25 protein-coding genes, 1 tRNA gene and 1 riboswitch are annotated in these 23,353 nt (G+C 59.5%); of the genes, 14 read left to right on the plus strand and 12 right to left on the minus strand.

What is annotated here, in order from left to right; all coding sequences use genetic code 11:
* The 4 genes from BLQ98_RS16160 to BLQ98_RS16170 all read left to right on the plus strand — a co-directional run.
* Nucleotides 1-284: transposase (locus tag BLQ98_RS16160; RefSeq protein WP_141135359.1), on the plus strand; the 284-nt coding region annotated here is incomplete at its 5' end.
* 145 nt (nucleotides 285-429) lie between these two features.
* Nucleotides 430-720: a hypothetical protein gene (locus tag BLQ98_RS18530; protein ID WP_244148465.1), complete on the plus strand. Its 291-nt coding sequence runs from the start codon at nucleotides 430-432 to the stop codon at nucleotides 718-720.
* Nucleotides 692-1,267 (plus strand): porin, encoded by a 576-nt coding sequence (locus tag BLQ98_RS18535; RefSeq protein WP_244148467.1) that lies wholly within the window; start codon nucleotides 692-694, stop codon nucleotides 1,265-1,267. The genes BLQ98_RS18530 and BLQ98_RS18535 overlap by 29 nt, the downstream gene beginning before the upstream one ends.
* Before the next feature lie 155 nt (nucleotides 1,268-1,422).
* Nucleotides 1,423-1,782, plus strand: coding sequence for a hypothetical protein (locus BLQ98_RS16170; protein ID WP_093734279.1), 360 nt, complete (start codon nucleotides 1,423-1,425; stop codon nucleotides 1,780-1,782).
* A gap of 36 nt (nucleotides 1,783-1,818) precedes the next feature.
* On the opposite strand, the gene BLQ98_RS16175 is transcribed toward BLQ98_RS16170, so the two are convergent.
* From BLQ98_RS16175 to BLQ98_RS16200, 6 genes are all read right to left on the minus strand, one after another.
* Nucleotides 1,819-2,283, minus strand: coding sequence for an arsenate-mycothiol transferase ArsC (locus BLQ98_RS16175; protein WP_093734280.1), 465 nt, complete (start codon nucleotides 2,281-2,283; stop codon nucleotides 1,819-1,821).
* On the minus strand, nucleotides 2,284-2,763 hold the full coding sequence (locus BLQ98_RS16180; RefSeq protein ID WP_093734281.1) for a UPF0262 family protein: 480 nt from the start codon (nucleotides 2,761-2,763) through the stop codon (nucleotides 2,284-2,286).
* A 94-nt stretch (nucleotides 2,764-2,857) separates the two neighbouring features.
* The gene (gene hisD, locus BLQ98_RS16185) at nucleotides 2,858-4,159 is read right to left on the minus strand and encodes a histidinol dehydrogenase (protein ID WP_093734282.1); all 1,302 of its coding nucleotides are present in this window, start codon (nucleotides 4,157-4,159) and stop codon (nucleotides 2,858-2,860) included.
* 81 nt (nucleotides 4,160-4,240) lie between these two features.
* Nucleotides 4,241-4,711 carry a DUF2948 family protein gene (locus BLQ98_RS16190; RefSeq protein ID WP_093734283.1) on the minus strand — a complete coding sequence of 157 codons (471 nt, stop codon included), beginning with the start codon at nucleotides 4,709-4,711 and terminating at the stop codon, nucleotides 4,241-4,243.
* Nucleotides 4,708-5,976, minus strand: coding sequence for a UDP-N-acetylglucosamine 1-carboxyvinyltransferase (gene murA / locus BLQ98_RS16195; RefSeq protein ID WP_093734284.1), 1,269 nt, complete (start codon nucleotides 5,974-5,976; stop codon nucleotides 4,708-4,710). The genes BLQ98_RS16190 and murA overlap by 4 nt, the downstream gene beginning before the upstream one ends.
* A 3-nt stretch (nucleotides 5,977-5,979) precedes the next feature.
* The gene (locus tag BLQ98_RS16200; protein WP_093734285.1) at nucleotides 5,980-6,180 is read right to left on the minus strand and encodes a hypothetical protein; all 201 of its coding nucleotides are present in this window, start codon (nucleotides 6,178-6,180) and stop codon (nucleotides 5,980-5,982) included.
* Nucleotides 6,181-6,264: 84 nt separating this feature from the next.
* Here BLQ98_RS16200 and BLQ98_RS16205 point away from each other — a divergent pair.
* Nucleotides 6,265-6,339: transfer RNA gene (locus BLQ98_RS16205), tRNA-Thr, on the plus strand.
* A 189-nt stretch (nucleotides 6,340-6,528) separates the two neighbouring features.
* Here the strand turns inward: BLQ98_RS16205 and BLQ98_RS16210 are convergent.
* The 3 genes from BLQ98_RS16210 to BLQ98_RS16220 all read right to left on the minus strand — a co-directional run bounded on the left by BLQ98_RS16210 (nucleotide 6,529) and on the right by BLQ98_RS16220 (nucleotide 9,432).
* Nucleotides 6,529-7,527 (minus strand): hypothetical protein, encoded by a 999-nt coding sequence (locus BLQ98_RS16210; RefSeq protein WP_093734286.1) that lies wholly within the window; start codon nucleotides 7,525-7,527, stop codon nucleotides 6,529-6,531.
* Between the two features lie 229 nt (nucleotides 7,528-7,756).
* On the minus strand, nucleotides 7,757-8,437 hold the full coding sequence (bluB, locus tag BLQ98_RS16215) for a 5,6-dimethylbenzimidazole synthase (RefSeq protein WP_093734287.1): 681 nt from the start codon (nucleotides 8,435-8,437) through the stop codon (nucleotides 7,757-7,759).
* A gap of 50 nt (nucleotides 8,438-8,487) precedes the next feature.
* A riboswitch (cobalamin riboswitch) is annotated at nucleotides 8,488-8,665 on the minus strand.
* A gap of 35 nt (nucleotides 8,666-8,700) precedes the next feature.
* Nucleotides 8,701-9,432: a lysozyme family protein gene (locus tag BLQ98_RS16220; protein WP_093734288.1), complete on the minus strand. Its 732-nt coding sequence runs from the start codon at nucleotides 9,430-9,432 to the stop codon at nucleotides 8,701-8,703.
* Between the two features lie 396 nt (nucleotides 9,433-9,828).
* Between BLQ98_RS16220 and BLQ98_RS16225 the strand changes: the two genes are divergently transcribed.
* The 8 genes from BLQ98_RS16225 to BLQ98_RS16260 all read left to right on the plus strand — a co-directional run bounded on the left by BLQ98_RS16225 (nucleotide 9,829) and on the right by BLQ98_RS16260 (nucleotide 18,012).
* Entirely contained in the window at nucleotides 9,829-11,472 is a 1,644-nt protein-coding gene (locus tag BLQ98_RS16225; protein ID WP_093734289.1) for a BCCT family transporter, read from the plus strand.
* Nucleotides 11,473-11,839: 367 nt separating this feature from the next.
* The gene (gene hemP, locus BLQ98_RS16230; RefSeq protein ID WP_093734290.1) at nucleotides 11,840-12,004 is read left to right on the plus strand and encodes a hemin uptake protein HemP; all 165 of its coding nucleotides are present in this window, start codon (nucleotides 11,840-11,842) and stop codon (nucleotides 12,002-12,004) included.
* Nucleotides 12,001-12,477: a hypothetical protein gene (locus BLQ98_RS16235; protein ID WP_093734291.1), complete on the plus strand. Its 477-nt coding sequence runs from the start codon at nucleotides 12,001-12,003 to the stop codon at nucleotides 12,475-12,477. The genes hemP and BLQ98_RS16235 overlap by 4 nt, the downstream gene beginning before the upstream one ends.
* Nucleotides 12,478-12,642: 165 nt before the next feature.
* On the plus strand, nucleotides 12,643-15,090 hold the full coding sequence (locus tag BLQ98_RS16240) for a TonB-dependent receptor (protein WP_093734292.1): 2,448 nt from the start codon (nucleotides 12,643-12,645) through the stop codon (nucleotides 15,088-15,090).
* Between the two features lie 64 nt (nucleotides 15,091-15,154).
* Nucleotides 15,155-15,838: a Fe2+-dependent dioxygenase gene (locus BLQ98_RS16245; RefSeq protein WP_093734293.1), complete on the plus strand. Its 684-nt coding sequence runs from the start codon at nucleotides 15,155-15,157 to the stop codon at nucleotides 15,836-15,838.
* 1 nt (nucleotide 15,839) lies between these two features.
* Nucleotides 15,840-16,703 carry a tonB-system energizer ExbB gene (gene exbB / locus BLQ98_RS16250; RefSeq protein ID WP_093734294.1) on the plus strand — a complete coding sequence of 288 codons (864 nt, stop codon included), beginning with the start codon at nucleotides 15,840-15,842 and terminating at the stop codon, nucleotides 16,701-16,703.
* 5 nt (nucleotides 16,704-16,708) lie between these two features.
* A complete protein-coding gene (gene exbD / locus BLQ98_RS16255) occupies nucleotides 16,709-17,200 on the plus strand; it encodes a TonB system transport protein ExbD (RefSeq protein ID WP_093734295.1) in 492 nt (163 codons plus the stop codon).
* A complete protein-coding gene (locus BLQ98_RS16260; protein WP_093734296.1) occupies nucleotides 17,197-18,012 on the plus strand; it encodes an energy transducer TonB in 816 nt (271 codons plus the stop codon). The genes exbD and BLQ98_RS16260 overlap by 4 nt, the downstream gene beginning before the upstream one ends.
* Here the strand turns inward: BLQ98_RS16260 and BLQ98_RS16265 are convergent.
* From BLQ98_RS16265 to BLQ98_RS16275, 3 genes are all read right to left on the minus strand, one after another.
* The gene (locus BLQ98_RS16265) at nucleotides 18,009-19,088 is read right to left on the minus strand and encodes an alpha-hydroxy acid oxidase (protein ID WP_093734309.1); all 1,080 of its coding nucleotides are present in this window, start codon (nucleotides 19,086-19,088) and stop codon (nucleotides 18,009-18,011) included. The two genes, BLQ98_RS16260 and BLQ98_RS16265, sit on opposite strands and share 4 nt — an antisense overlap.
* 61 nt (nucleotides 19,089-19,149) lie before the next feature.
* A complete protein-coding gene (locus tag BLQ98_RS16270) occupies nucleotides 19,150-19,665 on the minus strand; it encodes a DUF421 domain-containing protein (protein ID WP_093734297.1) in 516 nt (171 codons plus the stop codon).
* Between the two features lie 24 nt (nucleotides 19,666-19,689).
* Nucleotides 19,690-20,661, minus strand: coding sequence for a mechanosensitive ion channel family protein (locus BLQ98_RS16275; protein ID WP_093734298.1), 972 nt, complete (start codon nucleotides 20,659-20,661; stop codon nucleotides 19,690-19,692).
* A gap of 437 nt (nucleotides 20,662-21,098) precedes the next feature.
* On the opposite strand from BLQ98_RS16275, the gene BLQ98_RS16280 reads away from it, so the two are divergent.
* Nucleotides 21,099-23,345 (plus strand): ATP-binding protein, encoded by a 2,247-nt coding sequence (locus tag BLQ98_RS16280; RefSeq protein ID WP_244148466.1) that lies wholly within the window; start codon nucleotides 21,099-21,101, stop codon nucleotides 23,343-23,345.
* The last annotated feature ends 8 nt before the right edge of the window (nucleotides 23,346-23,353 follow it).

The following is a 23,353-nucleotide window of genomic DNA, read 5'->3' on the forward strand; positions in this document are numbered from 1 at the left end:
CCATCGCACCGGCCTGGCGCAGGGCTTGGCAGGAAGTGATCCCGTTCTTTGCTTTTGATCCCGCCATCCGAAAGATCATCTACACCACCAACGCAATTGAAAGCTTGAACCGTGTAATCCGCAAATCGATTAAGACGCGGGGATCGTTCCCGACCGAAGGCGCAGCCACGAAGCTGATCTACTTGGCGATCCGCAAGTTTGAGAAAGGCGGCCGAAATGTTCGAGAATGGTTTGCGGCCCGCAATCATTTCGCCATAATGTTTGAGGATCGCTTCAATGCGTGACTGTATCTAAAACCCGCATGGGCCAGACCAGATACACAAAGTTCATGACACTCCCGAACTTGGCGTTCTGAGCGTTGACGACGGCGTCGATACAAACACCACGTTTATCGACAACGATAACTCCAACAGCCGCGTCGGCCTGACCATGACCCAAGCGCTGCAAAACGGCTCCGAATTGCGCCTGACCTTCGAAGCGGGCCTTGGCCTGACCGGGTCTTCCGCCATCAACGGTTCCGACGACAGCCTGGACGTCGACTACCACCGCACCGAGCTGCGCAAGCTGGAACTGGCGTACCGCACACCAAACGCGGGTATCTTCTCGTTTGGTCAGGGTAGCACGTCGACTGACGGCTCCGCCGAAGCAGACTTCTCGCGTACCGGCGTTGCAGCCTATGTAGGCATCAGCGATATCGCGGGCAGCCAACGGGTCGTTTGACGGCAGCCGTCGTTTCCGCGTTCGCTATGACACCCCAGTCTTCAACGGCTTCTCTGCCTCCGTATCCTACGGTCAAGAAGTCCTGAGCTCGGGCAATGACAACGACTACACCGATGTTGGTACACGCTACGTTCAAGACTACGGCGACTATTCGGTCGATGCACGTCTAGGCTATTCGTTCCGTGACACCAGCAACGATCTGGTCATGGGCTCCGCCGCTGTTCTGCACCAACCAACCGGTCTGAACCTTGCCGTTTCTGCTGGCCGCAAAGTCGCGGGTGACGCGGATTACGCTTACATCAAAGCAGGCATCACGCGCGATTACATCGCCGCGGGCGAGACATCCTTCTCGGTTGATTACTACGACGGGAACGATTTCGTTGTCGCAGGCTCCAGCACCTCTTCCGTGGGTGTCGCCGTTGTGCAGCGTCTTGATGCGTATAACACCGAGCTTTACGCGACACACCGCAGCTATGACTTCGACGACGCGTCGGCATCCTATCAGGATCTGGACGTGACCTTCGTCGGCGCACGCTGGGAGTTCTAAGCAACATTCGCCTTTGCCCGATCTTTTTGGGCAAAGGCATTTCCGTTTGCATCATCAATCGTGAATTGCCCAACCTGCAGTTTTACGGCATAAATGCCAGCAGCAGTTAGGGCAGCCTCGGGATCAACCCGGCGTCCAAGAGATGAGGCAAAACGATGGTACGACTTTTCACGATTTTATGTGTTGTTGGCACGCTGGCCGCTTGCGGGGGGCCGCGCGGCTATAACCCCAGCGGCGGACTTGGCCGGGGCGCTGTGCTTTTTGCCACGGGACCGATTAATTCCGCTTGCTTGCAGTCGGGTCGCAAACAAGCCAGCGCCGCACGCTGCGGATGCATTCAGGCCGTCGCCGACAGAGAGCTTTCCTCGTCTGATCAACGCCGCGGTGCGCGCGTATTCGGCGACCCGCACACCCTGCAAGAGGCGCGCCAGTCCGATAACAAAAGCGACAATGATTTCTGGGCCGTCTGGAAAGCCTACGGGCAGACCGCATCGACCCTGTGCAGCGCCACCTGAATAATTAAGGTTCCGGCGGCAGGGGGGCCCCCTGCCCTAAGACGTTGGGCGTGTTGGCGGGCCGAAACGGTCGATCAGGCGATCCTTGATCTGATCGCGGGCCGCCCGATACTGTTCTATCTTGGCCTCACGGGTTTCACCCAAGCCCGTCGGATCAAGAATGGGCCAATATTCCACCGTCAGGTGATAAAAGCGTGTCAGCTCCAGCGCGCGGCGTTGGCTGGCAGGGCTCAGCGCGATGATCAGGTCAAACGAACTTAGGTCATCGCCCCAATTTTCCATCTCGTCAAAGCTGCGCGACCGATGGCGCGACAGCTCAACGTCCAGTTCTTGGCAAACTGCGATCGAAAAGCCGTCGATCTCGAGATCGTTCATCACGCCGACGGATTGCACATAGGTGCCCGTGCCGTAGAACTTTTTCATCAACCCTTCGGCCATAGGCGACCGTACCGCGTTGTGATCGCAGCAAAACAGCACCGATTGGGGCAGTTTCTGGATCATCTAGCCGCCGTAATGCAGAACGCAGATCAAGGTGAACAGGCGGCGGGCCGTGTCGGTGTCGATCTCGGCCTTGCCTTCAAGCCGCTCTTGCAGCACCCGAGAGCCTTCGTTGTGAATCCCGCGCCGCGCCATATCGATGGTCTCGATCTGAGCTGGCGCTGATTTCTTGACGGCCTCAAAGTAGGATTCGCAAATCTGGAAGTAGTCTTTGACAACCTGCCGGAATGGCCCCAGCGACAGATGGAATTCTGCCGCCTTTTCAGCGGCTTCAGTGTTCACATCAAACACCAAACGTTTGTCGCGGATCGACAGTCCCAGATGGTACGGCCCCTGTGGCACAGGACGGTCGTCGCGCACTGGCAGGGTAAAAACGTTATCCTCCAGCAGGTCAAACATCGCGACCTTGCGCTCTTGTTCTATCTCGGGCGTGGGTGGGGGCAGGTTCGCGTCGTCAATCGCAATATGCGTGATCCGGGACATGGGGACGTCTCATTTAGTGTCTATCCCGCCGACCTTAGACCGGGCGGCGGGGTTCTACAATTGACATCGGCGGACCGGGCAAAGGGCCGTTGCGTCAGTCGTTCAGTTTGCTCAGCCGTGCGGTGACCGAGAGACCGTGCGCCTCGAGGCTTTCGGATCGCGCCAGTCGTTCTGCCGACGGGCCAATGGCGCGTAACGCATCCGGTGTCATCCGCGCCAAAGTCGTCCGCTTCATAAAATCTAACACGGACAGCCCGCTGGAGAACCGTGCAGAGCGTGCCGTTGGCAACACGTGGTTCGGCCCGCCAACGTAATCGCCAATCGCTTCTGGCGTCCATTGACCAAGGAAGATCGCGCCCGCGTGGGTGATCTGCGCGCTCAGCGCATCCACATCCGCGACGCAAAGTTCAAGGTGCTCAGGAGCGATACGGTTGCTCAGCTTGGCGGCGGTCGCCAGATCCGGCACGGTGATGATCGCCCCGTTCTCGCGCCAGCTGGTGCCCGCAATCGCGCGCCGTTCCAGCGTTTCCAGTCGGGCATCCACGGCATCCGATACAGCGCGGCCAAACGCCGGATCTGTGGTGATCAGGATCGACTGGGCGCTTTCATCGTGCTCGGCCTGGCTGAGCAGATCGAGTGCGATCCAATCGGCGTCATTATCCCCATCCGCGATCACAAGAATTTCCGACGGCCCCGCGATCATATCAATGCCAACCTTGCCGAACACCCGCCGTTTCGCGGCGGCAACATAGGCGTTGCCGGGGCCGGTGATCGTGTCGACGGGCGGGATCGTGTCGGTGCCATAGGCCAGTGCGGCCACTGCCTGCGCCCCGCCGATGCGGTAAATCTCATCGACGCCCGCCAGCCGCGCAGCCAGCAACACCAGCGGGTTCAAAACCCCATCCGGCGTGGGCACAACCATCGCAAGCCGTTCGACGCCCGCAACCTTGGCAGGGATCGCATTCATCAAAACAGAGGACGGATAGCTCGCCAGACCGCCCGGCACATAAAGCCCTGCGGCAGAAACCGCGCTCCACCGCCAGCCGAGCGTTGCACCCGTGTCGTCCTGCCATTCGGCATCCTCTGGCAATTGGCGCGCGTGGTAGGCGCGGATACGCGCGGCGGCAAGCTCAAGCGCGGCACGGTCCTCGGTCGATACTTCGGCCACGGCCGCGTCAACTTCGGCTACCGTGATGCGCAGGGTCTCGGGCGTCAGGGCGATACGGTCGAATTTCTTGGTCAATGCGATCACAGCCGCATCACCCGACGCGCGAACCTGCGCGATAATGTCGGCGACCGTGTCGTCCACATCGGGGCTGTCTTCGCGTTTGGCCGACAGCAGCGCTGTAAACGCCTGTTCAAAATCGGGCTGATCAAAGTCTAGGAATTGGGGCATCGGATGTCCTTTGCGCGGCGCAATGGGCTTTGAAGAATCGTCGCACAGTCAGGCTGCGCGACGAGGGACAAGAAAGAACGCTTAGGCCGGATGTTCCGGAAGCTTGCGTGACGGGGCCGCATAGGGGCGCGTCACATCTTTCAACGTCACATCCAGCGCTTCGACGGTCAGACGAATCACGCCGTCCCCTGCGAGTGTCAGCAGCACGTCACCCGATGGCGCGTCGGTTTCGGTGAATTCGATCTGCAACAGCGACAGGATGGTATCCGCATCGCCCTTGTTCACGCCCTGGCTTGAGACGCGCTGCACGTTGCTGAACATCAAAATGGTTTGCACGCGTTCCGGGGCGTGACGCGACTTGCCGGCGTCCTCCCAGCGAACGCGGTTCAGCAGCAAGGCAAAGCGCCCTTCCTTTTGCAGCCAACGCATTTCCGACCCCGGAAACACAGCATCCTGCGCCAGCGACGAGATCACCTTGAGGTCTTCGACGTCCAACGCGCCGAGGTTCAGCGGGGCTTCGCGCCCGTCTTCGAAACGTGCATCTTCGGTCATTCTTTGATCCGTTCAATATTTGCGCCCACGCCGCGCAGTTTTGCCACCACATGTTCGTACCCGCGATCCAGATGGTAAACGCGGCTGACGCGTGCTTCACCTTCGGCGGCCATACCGGCAAGGATCAACGAGATCGACGCCCGCAAATCGGTCGCCATCACCGGCGCACCTTTCAACTTTTTGACGCCATGAACAGTCGCGGTGCCACCATGGACTTCAATATTTGCCCCCATGCGGATCAGCTCCGGCGCGTGCATAAAGCGGTTCTCAAAGATTTTCTCTTCCAGCACCGAAGTGCCGTCCGCCGTACAGAGCAGCGCCATCATCTGCGCCTGCAGGTCGGTTGGAAAGCCCGGGAAAGGTTCGGTCGTCACATCGACCGCGCTGATCACACCATTGCGCCGCGCGACCTTGAGCCCCTTGTCGGTCTCGGTCACATCGATCCCTGCGGCATCCAGCTTTTCACAAAAGGCCGATAGCAGGTTGATGCGCCCGCCCAGCAGTTCGACTTCGCCACCGCACATCGCGGGGGCAAGCATATAGGTGCCCAGTTCGATCCGGTCGGTCACAACCCGGTGGGTGGCCCCATGCAGACGGTCCACGCCCTGAATCTCGATCCGGCTGGTGCCGTCGCCGTCAATCTGTGCGCCCATAGCGCGCAGGCAGTCGGCAAGGTCCACGATCTCGGGCTCGCGGGCGGCGTTGTTGATCACCGTCGTCCCCTTGGCCAACGTCGCGGCCATCATGATGTTCTCGGTCGCGCCGACAGAGGCAAAGGGGAAGTCGATGACCGCACCTCTCAATGCGCCGCCTTGCGCCTTGGCGTGCAGATAACCGTCACGCAAGTCGATCTCTGCGCCCATCAGGGCCAGACCATCGGTGTGAATATCCATCGGACGCGCACCGATCGCGCACCCACCGGGAAGCGACACCTGCGCGTGCCCTTCGCGGGCCAAGAGCGGGCCTAGCACAAGGTTCGACGCCCGCATCTTGCGCACGATGTCATATTCGGCGCGTGTGTTGATGTCGCCATGACACGACATCGCCAGAACCTGACCGTCCTGCATTGATGTCACCTCTGCGCCCAAGGACCGCAGCAATTCGGTCATCGTGCGAATATCGGACAGGCGCGGCGCGTTGGTCAGCGTCAGCGGCTCTTCGGACAGAAGGGTCGCGGGCATCAACGTCAGACAAGCGTTCTTGGCCCCCGCAATCGGAATTTGTCCGGACAGCTCACCGCCGCCTTTGACCACAATAGAATCCATCCTTCAGCCTTCCTTGCTTTGGCCGGTCGGGCCGTTATCTGTCTGCGTGCTATCATTCTGCGCGTCGTCGCTTTGGGTTTTGTCGCTGCGCGCACGCGCTTGCGCCTTGCGTCGGCCCATATTGGCTTTCAGCGCGGCCTTTAGCCTGTCTTCCCGCAATTCATTGGGTTTTGGCGGCTTTTGAGGGGCGGTATCCTTTGACATGTCGATTGTCTAGCGTAGCGAACCGATATGGTCCAGATTACGCTTGCACCATATTGCGAATGGGGCTAATCACCCGCCCACAGTGCTGGAGTAGCTCAGTGGTAGAGCGCGTCATTGGTAATGACGAGGTCGGGAGTTCAATCCTCCCCTTCAGCACCAGATCCCCCTTAATGATCATATCTTATTGCCTTTGCCTCTGTTCAAGTTTCGCAGCTGAGTTGCCCAGCTGATCGGCGTTCTGCTGACCAGTTACGGTTCCGTGCCGTGCACACCTTCGCGAATCGCCGCTGGAACGAAAAAACCCCGACCACATGTGCAGCCGGGGTCTCAATTTTCACGTAATGCGGATTAACCGCGGTATGTCAGACCGGCAAACAAGCGGCCTTGGTCGCGGTGACGGCCACCGTGGACCGACCCTGCAACTGATGCGACACCGGCGATCAACGACGCAGCAGCCAGAACAAAGGCTGTCAGAATGGCCGCGTTACGGGCTGCCTGAGCTGCGTCAATTGCAGCTTCTTTCGCTTCTTCAGCAGCTTGCTCGGCTTCTGCCTTGGCTGCGGCGATTGCCTCTTCGGCCTCTTGGCGCGCGTCCTGCGCTTCGGTCACGACCGTATCGACACGCGTTTTCGCCTGAGCTTGTGTCAGATCGGTACGTGCAGCGACGGCACCGGCAAGATAGGTCCGATCCTCTTCGCTCACTTCGCCCGTCCGGTAGACATTAGCCATAATGCTGGCGGTCTGTTGTGCCAGCTCCTCTGGATCAGCAGTGGTCGGGTTAACCTGATTTGGACGCAAAAGCTGGTTCGACAGGTAGTCAGTCGGATCGTTCTTTGCTTCGTCCGGAATCGCCGCACCGGCAGCATCAGCCAGCCCAGCTGCAGCGCCGCCCACGGCAGAGCCTGCAGCTTCGACAACAGTACCGGCTGCTTTGCCTGCACCAGCAGCAACATTGCCTGCGGTGTTGGCGGCAAAAGTAAAGGCGGTGGACAGCATAACGGCAGTGATAACCGACCCGAGGCCCCAAACAACCAGACCATTGATGCCGTCACGTGCAGTCACTTCGTCTTCCGTCGCGCTTTCAACGCGGCGGCGCATACGGCCAGCGATATAGCCCCCTGCAAGGTAGGACGCGACCAGTGTGATCACCAGCCACAGCGCCGTCAGCACCAGTTCAAGTGTAGAAGAGTCATCTGTCCCGTCCAGCGTGATCGACGCCAAGCCAAGCGCCGCGCCAAAGCTGGTCAGCAACAGGCCAATGGCCACAGCGACAACGGTACCTGCGAAAATTGCAGGCCAGTCGACATATGATCCGTCGGGTGTTTTGTCAGTAATTGTCGTATCCATGTGAATGCCTCCCCGGCGTCGAATTACGCTAGGCCGATGAGCGAAAGAACCGCCATGACAACAACCACAAGACCTACGAGATAAATGATACCGCCCATTTGAAATAATCCTCTGTCAGTGCCCGCGCGACATACGCAGGCTTCACAGGGGGAGCGTCATGGAACCGGCAAAGTTCCGCCAGTTGCTCAAATATTCGACATGTCCTGTGACACAGGGGGCAAAGCCTCCTTTAAGGGTCGCCCTGCCATTTGCCGTCAAAGATCATATCATTTACGGGGAGCCGCTTGCTCCAGCCCTTCACTTCAAGCTCGGGCGTTTGATACATCTCGTCGACGTGCCCTAAACACAGGTAGCCGACGATCTCTATGCGGTCTGGGATATCCAGCAAGCTGCGCAAATCCGCATCGCGGAACACACTGACCCACCCCATGCCGATGCCTTCCGCGCGCGCGGCAAGCCAAAGGTTCTGGATCGCGCAAACGGTGCTATAAAGGTCCATGCTTTGATTGTGGGTGCGGCCCAACACGACCTTGCCGCCACGGCTGCGGTCACAGGTCACGCATATATTGACGGGAGCCTTGCGTATGCCTTCGAGCTTGAGCGACCGGTAGGTCGTCTGGCGGTCGCCCTCGAACATCTGGGCGGCTTCCTCGTTCGCGGTGTTAAAGGCCTCCCAGACCTGATCGCGCGCCTGCTGGTCGCGGATCACGATGAAATTCCACGGTTGTGACAGGCCGACCGAAGGCGCGTGATGCGCGGCGGTCAAAATCCGGTACAAGACATCATCTGCAACGGGGTCAGGCAAAAACTGGTCGCGCACATCACGGCGGGTAAAGATCGCCTTGTACACGGCATCACGTTCAGCATCTGAGAAAGGCGCGGCGGGTGCCAGCGCGGACGGTATCGGCATTGTTCATTCCCCAACAATACATTTCAGCGCCTGTCCCGCTGTCCATGCGGTGCAAGCTGTACTGTCTGGCCGGTCTTCTGACTTAGGGTATTCTGGTTCACGCGCCTTCCCGGATATCTCCAGTGGCCTAGGCGCAAACCATCCCCATTACAGCGTTGGGCACGTGCGGGACTTTCACCCGCTTCCCGATTCTTCCGCCATGCGGACACCAGACCGCCCTATTGGGCCACGGCGATCCGCCCGGAACAAGCCCTATCGCGGGATCAGCCGCGTTTGGTCGCGAAAATCTTTCTCATGACGGCGTCGAACTCGTTCCACGAAATGACTGCCTTGTTGCCGGCATAGCCGTGATAATAGGACCGCCCGCTCGCCGTGGGAAACCCGGCCCAGATGCGCGCAAGGTTCTCCATGAACCGGTGACGGCTGATCTCGCCCTTCTTAAACGAGACAAAACCCGCATCGGCCAAGAGAATATCTGCCAGCCCGTCCTGCAGCTTTGGCGTAAAGCGGTCGTTTTTGCTAAGCCCTGCCTGACGCACAAGGCTGCGCAAGGTGGCTGGTATGAACTGATACCGCCCAATGGCGTGTTGCTGTCCGGGTGTGCGGTCAATCCAGCGATAGATTTCGCCGATGGTCATCTGTGTCGGGCGCTGCGGCGGCAGGCGCTTGGCCCCGTATTGCACGGCGTCGTACCCTTTAGGGCCGGCCTCGGCCCAAGCAATGAGGCTTTTGAGGTCAGCCGCCGTGCTGATACCACTGAACGCCTGAAAGGACCGGCTGCGGCTGCTGATGGTAGTCGTGCGGGCCTGCACCTTGGGCTGGACCTTGGGACGCAGTTTGATCTGCCCCTGTCCGGCGGATTGCATAACGTTGAACGAAATATCGCTTTGCATGGCTGACCGGGTGCCCGAGAGGCTGAAACTATCAGCGCTGGCAGCGGTGGCGGCCATCAGTGCGGCCGTGGCAAGAATTGGCAGTGTGTGTGTAACTTTCATGTCTTCCCCCAAGATAAAAAATCGTCATGGACCTATCGTGACCGCTGACGGCTGCGCTTTCATTTGCGCAAGCAGGGGGGTCGGGGGCATCGACGGATAGGGGGCAGTATCTTTTGGGATAGAGAGCTATGCCGCCGTGCGGTTGCCCCCTTCGTTCAGACGGAACTTAGCGGCGCGATAGGTCAAAGCATCTGCCGCAAGCGCCTAAGCATCGGCACAGGGGATTCGCGGTAAATCGGGGTAAAAACGTATAGCCGATGCCCCACCAATGGGCGTCAACCCCGCATTCAGGATCTAAACCACGATATTCATTGCTTAATCCGACCCGTCACGGTGGCCGTTTTGTCGGAGTTGCGCTATGTTCGGTCGCATATACTTTAGAATGGAGTGCATCTCATGACGGATGAAACGTCGCCGGGTATCCCGACACCCGACGGGGCCGCTGCCGTAATCGACACCGATTACGAAATTGGCCAAGACAACAAAGAAGGCAGCGTCGGGCCCTTCGGCTTTGACATTCACAACCCGGTCTTTGCGATCTCGGGCGTGTTCATCATCGCCTTTGTTTTCTACACGCTCGCCCTGCCCGAACACTCGGGCGCATTGTTCACTTGGCTGTTTTCGTCAGTGACAAAGGGCTTTGACTGGTTCTTTATCTCTGCCGGCAACGTGTTTGTAATTTTCTGCCTGATGCTGATCGTCACGCCTTTGGGTCGTGTGCGTCTTGGCGGTGCGGATGCGACCCCCGACTATACGTACCTTGGGTGGTTCTCGATGCTGTTCGCGGCCGGCATGGGCATCGGTCTGATGTTCTATGGCGTCTCTGAACCGCTGTCGCATTTCTCAAGCTCCATGGGCGGCACTGCTGTTGGCGAAGACGGCCTGCGCACCGATTGGGCACCTTTGGGCGCGGCCGCGGGCGATCAAGCCGAAGCGGTGCGTCTGGGTATGGCGGCCACGATCTACCACTGGGGTCTGCACCCTTGGGCGATCTATGCCGTTGTCGGGCTGGCGCTGGCGCTGTTCAGCTATAACAAGGGTCTTCCTCTGACCATCCGCTCTGCGTTTTACCCGATCCTGGGCGAACGTGTTTGGGGCTGGCCGGGTCACCTGATCGACATTCTAGCGGTGTTTGCCACGCTCTTTGGCTTGGCGACGTCGCTGGGTCTCGGTGCAACACAAGCCAACGCGGGTCTGAACGAGCTCTTTGGCCTGCCAGTCGGCCCGACAGCTCAGGTTCTGTTGATTACCGGTATCACCGCGATTGCGACAGTCTCAGTGCTGCGCGGTTTGGACGGTGGTGTTAAAATCCTGTCCGAGATCAACATGGGTCTGGCGTTCCTGTTGCTGGTGTTTGTGCTTCTGGTGGGTCCGACATGGGCGATCCTGTCAACCTTTGGATCGTCCCTGCTGGCCTATGGTGAATACCTGCCTGCCCTGTCCAACCCGGTTGGCCGCGAAGACGTGAACTTCATGCAAGGCTGGACGTCATTTTACTGGGCATGGTGGATCAGCTGGTCGCCTTTCGTGGGGATGTTTATCGCCCGCGTCAGCCGTGGCCGTTCGGTGCGCGAGTTCCTGACCTGCGTGCTGCTGATCCCAAGCGTGGTCTGCGTCCTGTGGATGAGCGTCTTTGGTGGCATGGCAATCGACCAGGTGATCAGCGACGGTTACACCGCCGCACAAGAAGCAGAGCTGCCGCGCCAGTTGTTCGCGATGCTGGATGCGCTACCCCTCGCCGGGATCACATCGCTGATCGGCATTGTGCTGGTCATCGTGTTCTTTGTGACCTCGTCGGACTCCGGCTCGCTGGTGATCGACACGATCACGGCAGGCGGCAAAGTCGATGCGCCCGTGCCACAGCGTGTGTTCTGGTGCATCTTCGAAGGTGCGGTCGCGATCGTACTGCTGCTTTCGGCAGGCGGGCTCAAATCGTTGCAGTCGATGGTTATCTCGACCGGTTTGCCGTTTACCGTGGTTCTGCTGTTCTTGTGCTATGCCATCATTCGTGGCCTGCGCGACGAGATGAAGTCGCATTAACACCTGAACCTGATGCGTTCATTATCTGAGCGCCGACAATATCAATACCCCCCGTGGCCCTGCGCTGCGGGGGGTATTTTTGTGCCCCGCTTCGGGACAATATCACTGGCACTCCTCCGTCCTCTATATTCCGACTAAAACTGTCGGATTGACATACCCTATTAATTCGATCAGATTTAGGACAATGTCTAGCCACCCCGCGCGCGATCACGGGGACGCCCGACACATTTGATGTGAGGAGTCCCATGATGATCCCAATTCCCAAAACGCATATTGCCGTGATCCGTCAGGTCTGCGCCAGCAGACCGCCTGATTTTGCGCGCCGCGTGCCGCCCCCCCTATTCACGCCAACCGAGAGAGCAGCCCTATGACCTTTCACGCCCCCCCAAAGACCCAGACCCCGATGAACGCGCTTCCGACCTATTCCGCCCGCGACCTGACCGAAGGCGGAGATCTGGCGCAAATCGTGCTGGATACCCAGACCTACACGTTGCGGATCACGCGTGCTGGCAAGTTGATTCTGACCAAATGAGGGATGCACATCAGCACCCCGGCGGTGCGCCGGTAGGGTTTATCACAGAGCTAGACAGCCTTCAGGCGGCGTCGGTTATCTATTTGCGGATGTGGTGTGACGGGCCCGATGCGCAGGAAAAAGTCGGCAGCGATCTGGCCAGCGTTCTGGGTAACACCAGCGGGTCCAAGGCGCGCGCCACGTTTGAACAGCTCTGCTCGCTTTGTGCGCGGTTCGGTCGCCGTCCTTTGATGCGCCACTCTGTGACATGCAAATGTCTTGGCGCTGATGAATCCTGCTTTGCGCATTTCATCGCCACAGCCACCGAGGGCCAGCGCGAAGATGCAATGCTGATCGCAACCCTGCTGGTACGCGCGGATATGGCCCCGCTGGTGGCATCGCTTGCGGCTGATTTTGGCCTCGCGCTCAAGCGGATGCACCTGAGTGCGCCACGCGACATCGCCCGGAGTGAAGCAGCACGAACGCTGCATTGATCAACGCAGGCCTGCGCCTTTCGCCGCAAAACGTGCAGGGCGGCAACCCATAAAAAATTTCATAAGGCGACTGAACTTTAATACTTGATTGTTTTAATCGGCTTTAGTACCCCGCCCCATAACAGGTAGCCAATCGTCGTGACCAGCCCCCTAAAAGCAGCCCGAATGGGCAATGACGAGGGCGATATGACACAGATGAAAACACCCCACAGCTTGCGGGGCCATACGGCCAGCCGCAGCATCGGCATGATGACGGCCGCCGCCATCGGCGCAACGTCTCCTGCAGCACTTTATGCGCAATCCAGCGACGAGCCGCTGCTGCTTCCCGGGATCGAGGTTGAAACCTCAGAGCCGCAGGCTGCCAAGCCCAAGCCACAACCCGCCAAGAAACGCGCCGCGGCGGCCCCTGCCCCCCGCGCGACACCGGCACCCGCCCCTGCACCTGTCGTGGCCGAGGCCCCCGTTGCAGCCGCCCCCGCCGCGCCCGTCGCTGGCGAGAATGGCTTGTCGCCCTACGCCAACCCCGAAGCCGGATATCAGGCCGTTCAATCGGGCAACTCGCTGCTGACGCAACCGCTGGTGGATACACCGCGCACCGTCACCGCAGTCACCCAGGAAGTGCTGCGCGACAAGAACGCGACATCGGTGCGTGAACTCGCCCGTACCACCCCCGGCATCACATTGGGCACCGGCGAAGGCGGCAACGCATTCGGCGACGTTCTGTTCATCCGCGGCTTCCGGTCCTCTAACGACGTCTTCATCGACGGCGTGCGTGATTCCGGTGTCGCCGTGCGCGAAACATTCATGGCCGAACAGGTCGAGATCACCAAAGGCCCGTCCGGCTCCATCGGTGGGCGCTCGACCACCGGCGGCGCGGTCAATCTGGTGACCAAAAAGGCGCAGGACACGGACTTTGTCAAAACCACCACGACCTTTGGCACCGCCGATCTGGCGCGTCAGGAAGTCGACTGGAACAAGGTCTGGAACGACCGCTTCAAGACCCGCATCGGTGCCGTCGCCCAAGTCAGTGACGTTGCCGGCCGCGACGGTAGCAAAGACGACCGTCTGGGTCTGTCCATCGCTGCCGAATACGAAGCGACCGACCGTCTGACACTGGATTTCGAAGCCTACCAGCTGCAGATGAAGCAGATGCCCGACTGGGGCGTTCCATGGGATGGCACCAACAACGTGCCCTTCACCGAATCCGCTGCAGGCCGTCCGACGCTGGACCGCGACACCTTCTACGGCAACCCCGACCGCGACTTCCACGATGCGACACAAAGCGTCGCCACATTCGGCGCGACCTTTGAAATCACACCGGGCATGACCTTCACCAACCGATCGCGTCTGAGCCGGACCGAGAACGACTATATCGTGTCGGCGCCTGAGCGCCCTGACACCTCGGATGCCGATCCGCAGAACTGGACGCTGACCGCCTCTCCTAAAAGCCGGTATCAGGTCAACGAAGTGGCGTCGAACACCAGCGAGCTTTCCTTTGGTTTCAACACCGGCTCGGCGCGCCATGACATGATCGCGGGCTTCGCGCTTTCGCGTGAAGAGATCAGCCAGCGTGGCTATGTCGGGCTGTCCTCCGAAGTGGGTGGCGGCACAGCCGAAGACCGTCTTGAAGGGTGCTCCGTCGCGATCTACAACCCCGACACCAGCGGCTGTTCCACAGCGACACCGGTGCGCAGCGCAGATGCGACGCTGACCGATGTCACCACACGGTCGCTGTACCTGAACGACACGATCACCTTTAACCCGAAGTGGCAGCTGAACCTTGGTGCCCGTCTGGATGATTACAGCGTCAGCCGGACCAGCACCCAAGCCGGTGCTGAAACGCTGTCGCGCGATGACACCTTGTTCAACTGGAACGCCGGTGTTGTCTGGAAGCCACGTGAGAACGGGTCGGTCTACCTGTCCTATGCCACCTCCTCCAACCCTGTCGGGGATGAACTGGACGCAGGTGGCGGTAGCTATAACGGGATCGATTCCTCGAACCTTCTGCTTGAGCCCGAAGAAAACACCGCGATCGAACTGGGCACGAAATGGCAGTTCGGCAACCTGACCGCCACCGCTGCGCTGTTCCAGACCACCAAGGACAACGCCCGTGAAAGCACAGGCGGCCGCGGCTCCCCTGTTGTGACCACCGCGACCGGTGAATACCGCGTCCGCGGGATCGAACTGGGCTTTGGCGGCAACATCACCGAAAAGCTGAGCCTCTTCGGCGGTGCGACCCTGATGGACAGCGAAGTGCTGAAAAGCAGCAACCCCGACAACGTTGGCGAAGAGTTCGCGAATATCGCGCACGAGCAGTTCAACGTACTGGCCCGTTACGACTATAACGACCAGTGGAGCTTTGGCGGTCAAGCCACATGGCGCGGCAGCGTTCAGGGCGGCGCATTCGCGGCCACCAACGGCAACGAGCTGCCGAGCTACTGGCGCTTTGACCTGATGGCGGATTACCACATCACGGATGATGCCTCGGTCAACTTCCGCATCGATAACGTGCTGGACGAAACCTACTATGACGCGCTGTACCGCTCCGGCACGCCGTTCGTCTATGTGGCACCGGGTCGCTCTGCGTCCATCTCTGTCAGCATGAAGTTCTAAACCACACACCAAGGCTGGCGGCGCAGACCCGCGCCGCCAGCCGATCCCCTCGAAAGGATACACCATGTTGCTCTGCGTCGAAAATATCCTGTCACCGCAGGAAGTTGCCCACATTAGATCTGTCATTGAAACGGCCCAATGGGATGATGGTTGCAACACCGCCGGTGCGCAGTCGGCGCAAACCAAACGCAACCAGCAAATTCCCCTCGACAGCCCCGTCCTGCCTGATCTGCAGACGCTGGTGCTCCAGCGGTTGATGGGCAACCCCACGTGGGTTTCCGCCGCCCTCCCGCTGCATGTCCTGCCCCCGATGTTCAACCGTTACGAAGAGGCAGAGACCTTTGGCGTGCATGTCGACAATGCCATCCGCGTGAACCCGCAAACCGGCCAGCGCCTGCGGACCGATCTGTCGTGCACGCTGTTCCTGAATGATCCCGAAGACTATGACGGTGGCGAGCTGGTCATCGAAGACAATTACGGCACCCAATCGGTCAAGCTGCCTGCGGGGCACTGTGTGCTCTACCCGTCGACCTCGCTGCATCAGGTCACGCCTGTCACCCGTGGTGCGCGTGTTGCATCGTTCTTCTGGGTGCAGTCGATGATCCGCGACGGCGGCCAGCGCGAGATCCTTTTCGATCTGGATCAATCCATCCAAGAGCTGTCGGCCAGCGCGGGTCTGAACGACCCGACCGCTGTGCGCCTGACCGGCATCTATCACAATCTCATCCGGCAATGGGCAGAGACCTAACATGAAATTTCCGAGTATCCTTCTGGCGGCTGTCCTTATCGCGACGCCGCAACTGGCCGCAGCCGACACCGCGTCGGTCAACATCGCGCTGATCACATGGGTCGATGAATGGATCGGGCCTACCCTATCCGACCCCATGCGCATTGCTGCGCAGCAGGGCGGCCATTCACCGCTGGCGATGTTCATGGGGGCCGATATCGTCGTGAAGGCGGTGATGTTCGGGCTGGCCATCGCCTCGGTTCTGGGCTGGGCCGTATGGGCGGGCAAAATCCTGCAGGTCAGCTGGGCCAATGCGCGGCTGCGCCGGTCTTACCGCAAGCTTGCCAAAGCAGGTGCCGTCAAAGGCGCGCAGGCGAAATCCTTTTCCGGCCCCATGCGCGCCATGATCCGCGCCGCTTTGGCTGAGATCGACATCTCGGACGGGTTGAACAAGGCGGGCATCAAGGAACGCGTCGCATCCGAGCTTTCGCGGATCGAGGCGGGGGCCGCGCGCTCGATGCAGTCGGGCGCGATGGTCCTCGGCTCCATCGGGTCGACAGCGCCGTTCATCGGGCTTTTCGGCACGGTCTGGGGCATCATGAACAGCTTTATCGGCATCGCGGAAAGCGGCAGCACCAGCCTGACAGTTGTGGCCCCCGGTATCGCCGAAGCGCTACTGGCCACCGCCATCGGTCTGGTCGCCGCGATCCCTGCCGTGCTGCTTTATAACCACATCACCCGCGTCGTCACCGGCTACCGCGCGCGTGTGGGGGATGCCGCGGCGCTGGTGGAACGCTGCTTGTCGCGCGATCTGGACCGCGCCGAGCGTATCACCGACGTGCCCCACACCACCGCTGATATCGCCACCAAACTGGCAGCGGAGTAACCCCCATGGGCGTGCGACTTTCAGATGGCGGCGATGACCTAGCCCCGAACGCAGATATCAACATCACCCCGTTCATCGACGTGATGCTGGTGCTGCTGATCATTTTTATGGTGGCGGCCCCGCTGTCCACCGTGGACGTCAACGTGGAACTGCCGGTCGCCACCGGCACCCCCACGCCGCGCCCCGATGATCCGGTCTTTGTTACCATTCATCAGGACCTGAGCCTCAGTGTCGGCGAAGAGGATGTATCCTTGGGTGATCTCAACATGCGTCTTGGTATCCTGACCCGTCTGGATCTGGGCACGCGCATCTATATCAATGCTGATCGCTCTGTCCCTTATGGCGAAGTGATGGCGGTGATGAACCGCATGCGCAGCGAAGGCTATCTGAAGATCGGGCTGGTCGGGCTTGAGGAGGAGGGCGGTCCCGCGCCCGCTGCGGCTGGCGACCTTGCCACGTCTCCGCCTGCCGCCGCTTTGCAGGACGCACCCGAATGAGCTTTGCCTACGCCCCGAAATACGGAGCCGGTTTGATGCTGGGTGCGGGGCTGAGCATCGGCCTACACGGTGCGCTGGTCGCACTGTGGCTGACGCAGGCCTCTGCCTATGAGCCGCCGGAAGAAGCGGGCATTCAGGGCCGCGAGCTGATTGATCTGGCCGAGGTCGAGATGATCATGGCCGCGCCCGAAACGGACCTGCCCGATGGCCCGCCCGCCGAGGATAGCCAAGCCACATTGGAAAGCCCTGCCGAGCGCGAAGAAGCCAAAGCATCCAACGATCCGCTGCTCGCACAGATACCGCACACGCCGGACGACCCAGAACTGCAATTCAAGATCGCCAACCCCGATCAAGAAGTCGACACGGACAAGGAAGCGACCGAAACGCCGACCGAGTTGCAGGAAGAGACCGAAAACGAAAACGCCGCGCAAAGCACGGCTGCCGCCCCCAAGGCAAGCGCGGGTCAGGACGAACAGGACCAAAGCGCGGCCAAGGAACAGGGTCTGACAGACGCAGAGCGGGCAGAGATCACCGAGTGGCAAAAATCGCTAGTACTGGCACTGAACGCCGCCAAGGATTACCCCCGCCGCGCCCGCGACGCCCGAGCCGAGGGCACAACGACGGTAGCGTTCACGCTGGATCAATACGGTCAGATCAAAGCGCGCGAGGTGTCGAAGTCATCGGGCTGGCCCGTACTGGATCAAGCCGCGTTGAACATCTTTGACCGCCTTGAAACCCTGCCCCGTCCGCCATCGGCGATGGGGGGTGGTCCGTTCAATCTGGCGATCCCGATCAGCTACCGCTTCCGCTAGGGGCGCGACTCTTCGAACGGGGCGAGCATGTCGGGGGTAATGCCTGCAACCGTCGCGCAGCCACAAAGTGCCATCGTCACCTCTAGCTCGTCACGCAGACGCCGCAGCACCTGACTGGCCCCCCGCGCCCCGTCGACGATCAACCCATGCATCACGGGGCGGCCGACCAGCACCGCTTCGGCCCCAAGCGCCAGTGCTTTGAACACATCGCTCCCGCGCCGGATGCCGCCGTCTAGATAGACCGGCACTTCCGGCCCCAACGCTTGCACCACGGCGGCCAGCTGCGTCACCGGTGCGGGCACGGTATCCAGCACCCTCCCCCCGTGGTTCGACACGATGATCCCCGCAACACCGGCATCGACAAACCGGCGGGCATCCTCGGGGCGCAGGCACCCCTTGATGATTACCGGAACGGGGCTGTCCGCGATCAGTCGTGTCAAATCCTTCCACGTGGGCGCAAAGACCATCATGCCGTCGAACACCACGCTTTGCCCGTCCTGCAACTGAGGTCGACGCGGTTGCGGCAGAGGATCCAGCATCACGGGGCGCACCCCGTCCGGCAGGGCGAAACCGGCCGCGACTTCGCGGTCTCGCAGGCCATTAATCGGCGCGTCCAGCGTGACCACCAGTGCCTCCGCTCCGCAGGCAACGGCGCGGGTGACCAGAGACATCGTGCTGTCATGATCGGCTTGCATATAAAGTTGAAACCAGCGCCGTCCGGGAATGGCTGCGATCTCTTCGGGCGCTGTGCTGGTCTGGCAGCTCAGCACCATCACCGCCTCTTGCGCCGCACAAGCCAGCGCGGTCGCATTTTCGCCCTGCGCATGGAAAAGCCGCTGAAACGCCATGGGTGCGACCATGATAGGATGCGCGGCAGGTTTCCCCAGTATCGTGACGCGCGTATGCCCGCCGCCGCAATCGCCCAGCAACTTCGGCAGCAAGCCAATCCGGCCAAAGGCGGCACGGTTCTGATTTAGCGACAGCTCTGCCTCCGCGCCGCCTTCGAGGTAGGCAAACACGTCATTGGCAAGGGTCGTATGGGCGGATTGTTCGAAGTCTGACAAGGTAATAGGCATGGCCCATAGATCGCGCAAAACAACCGCCACTACAAGCGACTAAAACAGTCAGGTATGTGACTTATACGTCTTTAACAAACTCCAGCATGGCGTCATCTATCTCGTCCCCACACAGGACAGAAACCTCGCCCGTCGTCTCAAACACCGCTGCACGTACATCGCTTAATCGCGAGACGTTGGATTCGCGCAGTTTCTCCATCAAGTCGCTACGCGACACACGCTTTACCCGCATGGCTTCTTCGCAGATTTTACCGTCCTTCATCAGATATACCGGCGCATTCTGAATGGTATGAAGCACCGTCGAGGAGCGCCGCCGAAAATACGATAAAGTAAACTGGAACAGAAACAGGCACGCCGTCGCGACCAACGTCTGGAAGAACGCCTTCCAATCCGATGCCTGCGCCGCCCCCGCCAACAAAGAGCCGAAGGCGATTGTCGTCACAAAGTCGAAATTGGTCATTTTGGAGAATGAATTCAGCCCGACGATCCGCACCATCAAGATGATCCAGAACAACGCCACACCGCTTAGGACAAAGCCGCGCGCCAGAACGTCGAGCACAGTGTTGTCGAAAAACATGTAGTTCCTCCTCTGATGGGGTCTCTAGGCGTTGCTGGAACGGTCTTGTGGCTTTTGTTCGTCGCGTTTCTGGGCACGCGATTTTGGCACATCGCCCTCGCCCGCGGGCCACCCTTCGCGCTGAGCACGGCGGTTGCCGTCGGTTTCTTCTGTCTGGTCGTGGAACAGATGCACCTGGGTCGGATACGGCATGTCGATCCCCTTTTGATCCAGCGACTTGTAGACCGCCTGCAGCACGGCCCCGAACGTATGGATTTGCGACGCGCGGTCAGATTTGGTCCACCAGCGTAGACGGATGATATTCGCTGAATCCCCCAGCTCGACGGGAATTGTTTCGGGTGCAGGGTCTGCTTCCACGCCCTCAACGCCAGCGCAGGCGTCTTGCATGACCTTGCGAGCCGTATCCCAGTCATCATTGCAGCCGACACCAATGTCATATTCAGACCGCCGCGTGTCAAAGGCCGTGTTGACCACCACACTGTCGGTATAGATGTCCGAGTTGGGAATTACGACGCGACGACCATCATAGGTTTTGATCATCGTGGCACGGGTTTCGATCTTTTCGACAGTGCCCTCATGGCCCCCCGACACGATCTGATCGCCAACCTCGAACGGTTGACGCAGCAGGATCAGAATACCGGCGAGCATGTTTTGCAAGATATCCTTGAACGCGAACCCTATCGCAACCGAGCTGACGCCGAGCCCGGCAATCAGATCCCCCGGAGTGACCGTTGGCGCGATGATGGTGACGGCCAGCATAAAGCCGATAATTGTCACCGCCCACCGCATCAGCGAGCCACCAACGTTCCCAAGATTATCACGCCCGCGCCGACCTGCCGTCTTGCGGATCAACGCACCGATGCCCATTCCCAAGAACCAAAAGACGACCGCCACCACCAGTGCGACACCGATATTTGGGAGCAATCTAAAGAAGCCGTCCAGCCACCCATCAAGTTTATCAAAAATCAGGCCGGGGTTTGCATCGACTTCTTCCATAGGGGGCGATCCTTTATTGTTCGCGACTTAGCCTAAACGGTTCGTCGCGCAGAACCTATGTGGCTTTTTAATCACATTTCAGGAACAAACAACGCGTCACCCCCGCGGGTTCCGAACTACCTCTGGGAAATGCGCCCAAATTACGTCCAACGCTGCGCAAGCCTTGTGTGAAATACGCAACAGCGCCATAATTCCGCCAGTTTCCCCACCCAATACGTACCACAGATAGCTTTAACGACCCAGAGCGCCCGACCCACGACGCTCTTCTTGATGACAGGGCAAAGATGATAATTCCGCGTAAGCTCGCACACTTTCAGCTGATCACCCTCTGCGTCTGCCTCGGCTTATCGTTCCTGTTCTTTTTCGTCGCGCGCAATACCGTGCACGTTCAGGCACAAGACCGGTTCCATGCATTGGTGGACCAAGGACTAGCCGCCATGGGACAGCGCGCAGAAGAATACGGCAGAACGCTGGACGGGGTTGGGGGGTTTATTGCGGCCTCTGACGAGGTGACGGCGCAGGATATGTTGACCTATGCTGCATCTGTCCATGTCGCCGACGGTTCCTATGTGCTTGATGGCATTGGTTTTGCCATGCCCGATAACTTGGAAGCGGATTCAAGCCGCACAGATTTTACAGTGCGTCATATGGCACCCTTGAATGCTTTTGATGGCATGTTGGGAAACATTTTTTCAGATCATCCCGATTTTCTGGCCACTGCAATAGCAGCACGCGATAGCAACCAAACCCTGTCCAGCTTACCTATGGAGCATGGCGGCAAATGGCACTCATTGCTGATCAAGCCCATTTTCCTGCCTCTTGCGTCGGGCGAAAGCACGCCCGATCGTGAGGGATCATTCTTTGGGTTTGCTTTTGCAATGTTGGATGTCCCGGAAATATTTCGCGATTTATTCCCGTCTCAAAAGGACCTTATTAACCTAGAGGTGTCTTTCTATCGATCCGACAGCACGGCCTTTCAGCCCGGAACAACAAGCGCCTATCCAGATCACGTTCCCCAGTTTTCTTACAAGCGCGATCACTATGGCTATGGCCAGCGCATGACCTTTAGTTGGGGCAGCACGCCGACCTTCGAAGCGGCGCAACCCAACAGGGCCAAGTGGATTGTGCTAGGGCTTTCACTGGTCATTACCACGCTGATCCTCGTGATCCAGTCGGTGATCCTGAAACGCAATCTGACGATCAGCCAGACCGTTGCCGACAAAACCCGCGAACTTGAGACGCAGCATCAGGAAAAACGCTCGATCCTTGAGAACGCAATGCTTCCCATAATTTCGGTGCGGCAATCGGGAGAGATCCTGCATCTCAACAATGCCGCCCGCCGACACTTGAACGCCGCAGGCCTTACCAAGGATGCCACCGGCGATTTCATTCAAGACCATCTGCCCCAGGTTGACATTTATCGCGCTGACGGGGGCACCAAGATCGTCGTGCCGCCCCTGCCCGGCACCAACGAACCGCGCACGTTGGAGGTCGAGAAAAACACCTGGCTTACTGCAGACCGGGAAACCCGCATTACGCTGATGCTGCGTGATATCACCGACAGCCAGCGCCGTGCACACAAGATCGCGGAAACCGAACAACGCTGGAGCCTTGCGCTGAGCAGTGCGCATATCGGCGTTTTCGATATGGACCTGGAAAACGACACGTCGGTGGTATCAGACACATGGCGCGAGATCATGCAGTGCCCTGCTGACCCCAATCGCCCGAACCCCTATGCCAGCAAGATGCAGCATATACACCCCGACGACATCGCAATTGTCGAAAAGAGCGAAATGGCCTGCATCAACGGTATGACCGACCGCGCCGAGGCCCGCTTTCGCGTTCGGGTCGGTCGCGACAACTGGCGCTGGATCAAATCTGACGCCGTGGTGGTGGAAAGAGCCAAGGACGGGACCGCACTGCGGATGCTGGGTATCCAGATCGATATAACCGAAACCTACAAGCTCGAGCAGATGAAGCACGACTTTGTCGCCACCGTCAGCCACGAACTGCGCACGCCGCTGACCTCTATCAAGGGCGCATTGGGCCTGCTTGAGGCGCAAACCAAGGACAACACGAACGCAAGTGCCGTTCGTCTGGTCCAGATCGCCTCGGCCAACTGCGACCGTCTGGTCGCGCTGGTAAACGACATTCTGGATATGGAAAAGATTAACGCGGGCAGCATGAGCGTTGCCTCCAGACCCGAAAAGCTTGGTGATATTGTCGCACTGGCAGCCGAGCAGGTCGAACCCTATGCCACCGAATGGAAGGTCGAGATCGCCGTCGCGCCTCCCGCACCCGACCACCATGTGCTGACAGACAAGAACCGCATCATGCAGGTGCTGACAAACCTGCTGTCGAACGCATGTAAATTCGCCTATCCAGATACTGCCGTAACCGTGACCGCCACCCCGATGGGCGACATGACGAGAATCTCTGTCACCAATCAAGGCAACGGTATCTCGGATGAATTCCGCGAGCGTATTTTCCAACCCTTCTCGCAGGCCGAGGCCTCTAACACGCGGCAACGTGGCGGGACCGGTCTGGGGCTCAATATCTCGCGCCATCTGGTCGAGGCAATGGGCGGCGAAATCGGGTTTGATAGCGTCCCAGGCGAGGAAACCGTGTTCTGGTTCACCTGTCCCTCTACCGATGAAGATCCCGACGTCGCAATGGTGGCTTAAGTGCGCGG

Origin of the sequence: Sulfitobacter litoralis, from assembly GCF_900103185.1 — a bacterium.
Taxonomy (GTDB): domain Bacteria; phylum Pseudomonadota; class Alphaproteobacteria; order Rhodobacterales; family Rhodobacteraceae; genus Sulfitobacter; species Sulfitobacter litoralis.

What these genes read in the sequence shown, in the direction of transcription:
- murA (WP_093734284.1), bottom strand. Translation starts at nt 5,976, where the DNA reads ATGGATTCTATTGTGGTCAAAGGCGGCGGTGAGCTGTCCGGACAAATT.
- BLQ98_RS16265 (WP_093734309.1), bottom strand. Translation starts at nt 19,088, where the DNA reads ATGCCTATTACCTTGTCAGACTTCGAACAATCCGCCCATACGACCCTT.
- BLQ98_RS16175 (WP_093734280.1), bottom strand. Translation starts at nt 2,283, where the DNA reads ATGATCCAGAAACTGCCCCAATCGGTGCTGTTTTGCTGCGATCACAAC.
- exbB (WP_093734294.1), top strand. Translation starts at nt 15,840, where the DNA reads ATGAAATTTCCGAGTATCCTTCTGGCGGCTGTCCTTATCGCGACGCCG.
- exbD (WP_093734295.1), top strand. Translation starts at nt 16,709, where the DNA reads ATGGGCGTGCGACTTTCAGATGGCGGCGATGACCTAGCCCCGAACGCA.
- BLQ98_RS16260 (WP_093734296.1), top strand. Translation starts at nt 17,197, where the DNA reads ATGAGCTTTGCCTACGCCCCGAAATACGGAGCCGGTTTGATGCTGGGT.
- BLQ98_RS16275 (WP_093734298.1), bottom strand. Translation starts at nt 20,661, where the DNA reads ATGGAAGAAGTCGATGCAAACCCCGGCCTGATTTTTGATAAACTTGAT.
- BLQ98_RS16190 (WP_093734283.1), bottom strand. Translation starts at nt 4,711, where the DNA reads ATGACCGAAGATGCACGTTTCGAAGACGGGCGCGAAGCCCCGCTGAAC.
- BLQ98_RS16210 (WP_093734286.1), bottom strand. Translation starts at nt 7,527, where the DNA reads ATGGATACGACAATTACTGACAAAACACCCGACGGATCATATGTCGAC.
- BLQ98_RS16170 (WP_093734279.1), top strand. Translation starts at nt 1,423, where the DNA reads ATGGTACGACTTTTCACGATTTTATGTGTTGTTGGCACGCTGGCCGCT.
- BLQ98_RS16280 (WP_244148466.1), top strand. Translation starts at nt 21,099, where the DNA reads ATGGGACAGCGCGCAGAAGAATACGGCAGAACGCTGGACGGGGTTGGG.
- hisD (WP_093734282.1), bottom strand. Translation starts at nt 4,159, where the DNA reads ATGCCCCAATTCCTAGACTTTGATCAGCCCGATTTTGAACAGGCGTTT.
- BLQ98_RS16180 (WP_093734281.1), bottom strand. Translation starts at nt 2,763, where the DNA reads ATGTCCCGGATCACGCATATTGCGATTGACGACGCGAACCTGCCCCCA.
- BLQ98_RS16200 (WP_093734285.1), bottom strand. Translation starts at nt 6,180, where the DNA reads ATGTCAAAGGATACCGCCCCTCAAAAGCCGCCAAAACCCAATGAATTG.
- bluB (WP_093734287.1), bottom strand. Translation starts at nt 8,437, where the DNA reads ATGCCGATACCGTCCGCGCTGGCACCCGCCGCGCCTTTCTCAGATGCT.
- BLQ98_RS16220 (WP_093734288.1), bottom strand. Translation starts at nt 9,432, where the DNA reads ATGAAAGTTACACACACACTGCCAATTCTTGCCACGGCCGCACTGATG.
- BLQ98_RS18530 (WP_244148465.1), top strand. Translation starts at nt 430, where the DNA reads ATGACCCAAGCGCTGCAAAACGGCTCCGAATTGCGCCTGACCTTCGAA.
- BLQ98_RS16245 (WP_093734293.1), top strand. Translation starts at nt 15,155, where the DNA reads ATGTTGCTCTGCGTCGAAAATATCCTGTCACCGCAGGAAGTTGCCCAC.
- BLQ98_RS16235 (WP_093734291.1), top strand. Translation starts at nt 12,001, where the DNA reads ATGAGGGATGCACATCAGCACCCCGGCGGTGCGCCGGTAGGGTTTATC.
- BLQ98_RS16270 (WP_093734297.1), bottom strand. Translation starts at nt 19,665, where the DNA reads ATGTTTTTCGACAACACTGTGCTCGACGTTCTGGCGCGCGGCTTTGTC.
- BLQ98_RS16225 (WP_093734289.1), top strand. Translation starts at nt 9,829, where the DNA reads ATGACGGATGAAACGTCGCCGGGTATCCCGACACCCGACGGGGCCGCT.
- hemP (WP_093734290.1), top strand. Translation starts at nt 11,840, where the DNA reads ATGACCTTTCACGCCCCCCCAAAGACCCAGACCCCGATGAACGCGCTT.
- BLQ98_RS16240 (WP_093734292.1), top strand. Translation starts at nt 12,643, where the DNA reads ATGGGCAATGACGAGGGCGATATGACACAGATGAAAACACCCCACAGC.